The sequence below is a fragment of the candidate division WOR-3 bacterium genome, from assembly GCA_039801725.1.
GTDB lineage: Bacteria > Hydrothermota > Tepidihabitantia > Tepidihabitantales > DTDR01 > DTDR01.
This window is the reverse complement of the sequence record JBDRVE010000056.1, coordinates 1-6376: the sequence shown is the minus strand read 5'-3', so window position 1 is coordinate 6376 and position 6376 is coordinate 1. Positions and strand designations below refer to the sequence as shown.

Here is a 6376-nt window from a genome sequence, read left to right as displayed (position 1 = left end):
AAACTAAAATATTTAATCAATTTCTTAATTATCTTTATACGCTATTATACTTTTTCTTATTATCTTTTTATGACTATTAAAGACCAGATTCTATACTATCTCCTATACTGCTCCCTTCTTAATAGAAAGTAAAATCCCCTTGTCTTATTAAGATAGTTTTTAGAAAATAATAAAAGGGATATTTATTTAGTTATTAAAGAAAGAAAATTAAACCGCGTTAAGCACCTCCTTTTTGGTTTATTTCTCAATAAATCTTTCTTTCTCAAACCTTCAATATTTGATAATAACTTTATCTTATGATATTTAACTATTTGATAAGGTTGCTTCTTTTTATAATATCTTTCTTTAAACTTATTTTCTCCCATATATATAATACGAAAAAGAAGGGCAAAAGGTTACCACTTTTTTAAAAATATATTAGGACTCTGAAAAAACCCGTACCCTCTTCTCTATTAAGATAATTTTTTCTATAAAAAATTTGAAATTTATTTATAACTAATGTAATTTCAACAACTTATTTTATAATTTAAAAATTGAAAATTCCTCTTGACTTTTTTTTCATGATTATAATTTTATGTTAAAAAGGAGGAAGTATGAAGGTGAGAAATGCGTTTTTAATTGTTTTTATTGGAATTTCTTTTATTTTTGCTCAAGAACATATTCCTTTTGAGGAATGGGATGTAGATAAAAACGCGCCAATGTCAGAGATTGTTCCACCTTATTTTTTACCTAATGAAGAAGTAGAAGAATTTGGAGGTTCAACAGATGATGGTTGGGAGCATAAATTGGAAGTAAGGGCTTGGAGAGATAATCAGTTTTATTATATCTCTACGCAAGCCTGGACAAAAAAAACAGGTGCGCGACCTTATTTTTTAGACCTTTGGTATAATGTAATTTTTAATAGATTGCAAATGGGTTCGTTACATACTGGTCCTATTAGGAGAAACCCCTATTACTATTTATATCCTTTGAACGGCAATCCTCAATGGCCTAATATGTTGGTAAATGACCAAGAGGTAGAACTTAGGGACGGAGACCTATGGAGATGGCCAATGACACCTAAAATGTCCTATACTGTAAGAGTAGCAAGCGGTCATATGGGTTATCTACCACCCGTGCCCGGTGATTACCTTTCGGTCCTTGATGTAAATGGTAGAGGTAAAGGTTACCCTGATAAAACAGTAAGACAATAATTTCATATCCGATGGTATAAAAAATAAAGAAAGCCGGGGATATTATATCCCCGGCTAACTATTTTAAAATTAAAAAGGAGGAGATATGAAAAAAATTTTAGTTTTAATTAATTTGTGTTTACCTTTATTAATCTTTCCATCTTTAAGGGATTCTTTAAATATTAGGTTAGTAGGTGCCTGGCCTTATGATAAGGCAAGAGATGTATATCCTATTTCTCATGATATTGTTTATTTAGGTGTAGGGCATGGAATCTGGATTTATAATACTACAAATCCACAAAATCCGGTGAAGATTGGTGAAATACCTTTTATTGAAGGATATTGTATTTCCGAGATTGTGAGAAAGGATAATTTCCTATATATAGTACATAAGTGGGAAGGTTTTTCAATTTTAGATATTACAAATCCTCTCCAACCGCAAAGGATAAGTTATGTAGAATTAATGATGATTCAGGATATATATATTGAAGGAAATTATGCTTATATTCTTGGTGATACCTTTTTTATTTATGATATTTCTAATCCAATAAATCCTGTTAGAATAAGTGCCACTCCTCTTATTAATGCAGGTGGGTGGTGGTGGAATCGTCACCTTTTTGTTTTTCAAAATCATGCCTATTTGGGAATAGCGTCCGTTGGTATTTTAGTTTATGATATTTCAAACCCTTCCCGACCGCGAGAAATTGGTAGATGGAATGTTTCTGTATACGAGGAGATAACGGACATTTGGGTAAGAGACACTTTTCTTTATGTTCCTATTTCGGTTGAATTACGGAGGGCTTCTTTGAAAATTTTAAGTATAAGTAATCCAGCAAATATTTACCAAATTGGTGAATGGATATTTACCGATCCATATAAATATACAGGAGGAATGGCAATAAAAGATAATTTTGCTTATATAACCCGTTTACCAAATGGTTTAGATATTATTGATATTACTAATCCACGCTCACCATCTTTTGTAAGCAATGCTCCTATTTTGTGTGCAGAGGATATAGTAATTTTAGATAGTATGGCATACTTAGTTTCCACGGCTTTAGCAATTGTGAATATTAGAGACCCTTATCATCCCCGGGTTTTATGCGATTCCCTTTTTACTCCTGCCTGGATATTAGGAATGGAAACAAAAGATAATTTTGCCTTTCTTGCTTGTGGTATGGGTATGACAGTTATTGATTTTTCTAATTTATCTAATCCTATAGACATTTCTTATTTAAACTTTGATGTAAGTTGGTGTTATGATGTTGCTATTAAAGATAGTTTTGCTTATACTTCTAAAATGTGGTGGGATACATTAAAAATAATCAATATTGCCAATCCTTCTTCAATAAATGTAATTAACTCTCTCCGTTTCTCTTATGCTCGGGCATTATTTATAAGAGATACTTTTCTTTATATGGCGCATGCTGCCCAAAGCGAATGGACGATAGGATTTAGTGTTTGGAATATATCTAATCCTACTTCTCCTGTTCTCTTGGGTTCCGTAGAAAATGAAGATGCTGATGCTTATGGATTATTTGTAAAAGATAGTTTTGCTTATGTGGGCGATGGTCCTTGGGATAGGGGTGAAGAATACGGAGGGTTTAGAATTTATAATGTTGCTAATCCTTATTCTCCTTATCAAGTATATCATTTTGTTCCTAATTTTATTTCCTCGGGTGGTACTAATGGAATATATGTAAAAGATACGATAGCCTTTGTGTGCGATGATGCTGCTTTATTTATTTTTAATGTGAAAAATCCAAATAACCCAACGCTTTTGACCTATTATCAGGAATATAAACCAAGTGATATTTTAGTAACAGAGAATAATATAGCCTATCTCGCAGATGGTTATTTTGGTATAAGGGTTTTAGATGTTTCGGACATTTATCATATCCAACAACTTGGTTATTATAAAATATCAGGATATGTCTCTACTCTTAGAGTAAGGGGTAATTATATTCTTGCCGCCTTAGATCACGGTGGTTTTTATGTATTTGAATATTATGGAGTTCCTATCAAGGAAGATACTATCAATATAAAATCTTTAAAATCAGATAATTTTAAAGTAGATATTAAGAGAAAAAAATTATTTTTAGCCATTCGACTTTCTAAGGAAGAAAATCTTCAGTTAGATATTATAAATAATTTAGGAAGGATAATCACAACAACTGAATTAGGAAAAATGAAAGAAGGAATGAATTATATATATTTAGAACTTCCTCATATCCCCTCAGGAATTTATTTTATTCGCTTAAAGAAAGAAAATGAAATAATTTTTAGGAAATTCTTTTTTATAAGAAATTAATTAGTCACTAAATCCATCAGGTTATCAGACACTTTTTACTAATATTTTTTGACAGGATTATAAATATTTAATATAATTTTAAATGGCAAAACCGAAAATTATTATTAGCAGGTGTTTTTTAGAGCCAGTTAGATATAATGGTGAGATAGTTAAAGATTTTTTTATTGAGAAACTTAAAGATTATGTTGATTTTATTGATGTCTGTCCAGAAGTTGATATTGGTTTAGGAGTTCCCCGCCCAAGAATAATAATTATTAAAGAAGATAACTATAAAAGATTATTCCAACCAGAGACAGAAAGAGATTTAACAGAAAAAATGGAAAAGTATATTCAAGAAAAATTAAATAATTTAGAGGATTTTGATGGTTTCATTTTGAAAAGTAAATCCCCATCTTGTGGAGTTGGTTCAGCAAAGTTTCATAATGAAGACGGTAAAAAGGTGATTGGTCGGGGATATGGGTTTTTTGCCGAAGGAGTAAGAAAAAGATTTCCCTATTTACCATTAGAAGATGAAGGAAGATTAAGAAATCCGGAAATAAAGAAACATTTTTTAGTAAGAATATTTGCCTTTGCTGATTTAAGAGAATTAACCAAAAATCCCACTGCTAAAGGATTGGTAGATTTTCAAACTAAGTATAAATATCTTTTGATGACCTATAGCCAAAAACATCTTAACCAATTAGGTCAAATTGTTGCTGATGGAAAATTAAATTTACAAGAGAAGATTAAGCAATATAAAGAAATTTTTTATCAAGCCTTTCAAAGAAAACCTTCAAAGGGAAGAGAGATAAATACATTAAGACATATTATTGGCCATTTAAGTTCCCAATTAAATAAGAATGAGAGAAAACATTTGGAAAATTTGTTAAATAAATATGAAAAGGGTTTTTTAGAATTAAGGGTAATTTTAGAATTGATAAGAAATTTTGCCTATCGTTTTGACACTAAATATCTTCTTTTACAAAGATATTTAAATCCTTATCCGGAAGAATTAGGTGTATAAAAGGGTTATTTTCTGGTTTAAAAGAGATTTAAGGATTGATGATAATGAAGGATTTTATTATGCCTATAAAAATTCTTTAGAGGTTATACCAGTTTTTATTTTTATACCGGAGTTATTAGAAAATTTTAAAAGTTATGGAAAAAGATTGGGATTTGTGATTGAATGTGTAAAATATTTAGATAAAGAATTAAGAGATATAAAGGGAAAACTTTTCTGTTATTACGACTCACCCGAAAAGGTTTTTGATTATTTAATTAAAAAATACCAACCGGAAGCAATATTTACTAATGAAGCCTTTTCTTATACGGGTAAAGAGATTGAAGAGAAAGTAAAAAGAATTTCTTTAGACAAGAAAATTGCCTTTCATACTTTTTTAAACAACTTTTTATGTGATATTAGAAAGATTCCTTATAAAAAAGTCTTTACTCACTTTTTTAAATATTGGCAGGCAAATCTTAATTTAAAGATCTATCAACCACCAGAAAAAATCAAAGTACCCTTAATTAAAGAGACAACTATTAAAGATATATTACCAAAACTAAATTATCAGCCTAATAGTTATTGGCAGATTGATTTTATATTTAAACGGATAAAGAAATTTGATTATCTAAATTATGATGAACTTCGTAACCGATTAGATATTGATGGTACTTCTCGTTTTTCTCCTTATATTCGTTTTGGAGTAATCTCTTTAAGAAAAATATACAAAGAGGCTTTTAAAAAGGCAAAAAACTCTCAATTTATCAAAGAACTATCTTGGCGGGAATTTTGGTATCATATTAAAAATTATTTTCCGGAATTTAGAGATAAAGAATTTCAAGAAAGAAGAAGGGATATTAAATGGGAGAATAATGAGGAATTTATCAAAGCCTTTATTGCAGGAAAAACCGGTTATCCAATAATTGATGCAGCAATTAGGCAACTAAAAGAAGAGAACTGGCTTCACAATCGGGCAAGGATGATATTGGCTTCCTTTTTAACAAAAGATTTATTAGTAGATTGGCGGATTGGCGAAGAGTTTTTTAAAGAATATTTAATTGACTATGATGAAGTAGTAAATATTGGTAATTGGCAATGGAATGCTTCAGTTGGTCCTGACTCAAAACCTTTAAGAATTTTTAACCCAATTATCCAAGCAAGAAAATTTGATCCAGAAGCAAAATATATAAAAAAATATCTACCAGAATTAAAAGACCTACCTGCCTATATGCTTTTTGATCCAATAACTTATAAACTTCCTTATTATCAACCGATTGTTAATCATTATGAAAGAATAAAATTGATAAGAGAAATATATCTTAAAAAATCTTAAATGGCAAAAATTGAAAAAAGAATTACTTACGAAGAAGCGGAGAAAATGGTAAAAATTATGGAAGATAGATTGAAGAATATCAAATATGGAATTTATGGCTCTTATATTAGAAAGGAAGGGACAATCGGTGATTTTGACATACTCGTGAAAGAAGAAGATTTAGAGAAAGTGAAAGAAATATTAAAAGATTTGCCTTTTTATGAAAGGATAGAATTCTATTCCTTGCCGAAAGATTACTATGATGCTTGGGAAAGTTTTGCCTTATATTTAATTGGTAGCAGTAAATTTAATATCTGGTTAAGAAGTATCGCCAAAAGAAAAGGTTATCTTTTAAACCAATACGGACTTTTTAAAAGGGAAAATGGCAAAAGGGTTAGTAGCAAAGAGAAAGAGATATTCCAAATCTTAAACATTGAATTTATCCCTTATGAGAAAAGAAAGGAGATATACGAAAAGGAATGGAAAAATTATTTAAAAACTAAAAATAAACAAAACTCTTAAATATTGACAATTATTTAAATTTAGGTATCTTTTTCTATGGTTGGTCGATTTCAGGTAATGGCGGTTTTACAGGCAGC

At 29.8% G+C, this 6376-nt stretch carries 5 protein-coding genes; all 5 read left to right on the top strand.

The features are described from left to right. The first annotated feature begins 593 nt into the window (after positions 1 to 593). Positions 594 to 1193: a hypothetical protein gene (locus ABIK75_08130; GenBank protein ID MEO0091056.1), complete on the top strand. Its 600-nt coding sequence runs from the start codon at positions 594 to 596 to the stop codon at positions 1191 to 1193. Positions 1194 to 1278: 85 nt separating this feature from the next. Next, positions 1279 to 3483, top strand: coding sequence for a hypothetical protein (locus tag ABIK75_08125; GenBank protein ID MEO0091055.1), 2205 nt, complete (start codon positions 1279 to 1281; stop codon positions 3481 to 3483). An 82-nt stretch (positions 3484 to 3565) separates the two neighbouring features. Beyond that, the gene (locus tag ABIK75_08120; GenBank protein MEO0091054.1) at positions 3566 to 4486 is read left to right on the top strand and encodes a DUF523 and DUF1722 domain-containing protein; all 921 of its coding nucleotides are present in this window, start codon (positions 3566 to 3568) and stop codon (positions 4484 to 4486) included. Further along, the gene (locus tag ABIK75_08115; protein MEO0091053.1) at positions 4479 to 5798 is read left to right on the top strand and encodes a deoxyribodipyrimidine photo-lyase; all 1320 of its coding nucleotides are present in this window, start codon (positions 4479 to 4481) and stop codon (positions 5796 to 5798) included. The genes ABIK75_08120 and ABIK75_08115 overlap by 8 nt, the downstream gene beginning before the upstream one ends. Beyond that, positions 5799 to 6299, top strand: a complete 501-nt coding sequence (locus ABIK75_08110) for a hypothetical protein (protein ID MEO0091052.1) — start codon at positions 5799 to 5801, stop codon at positions 6297 to 6299. Positions 6300 to 6376 lie beyond the last annotated feature (77 nt).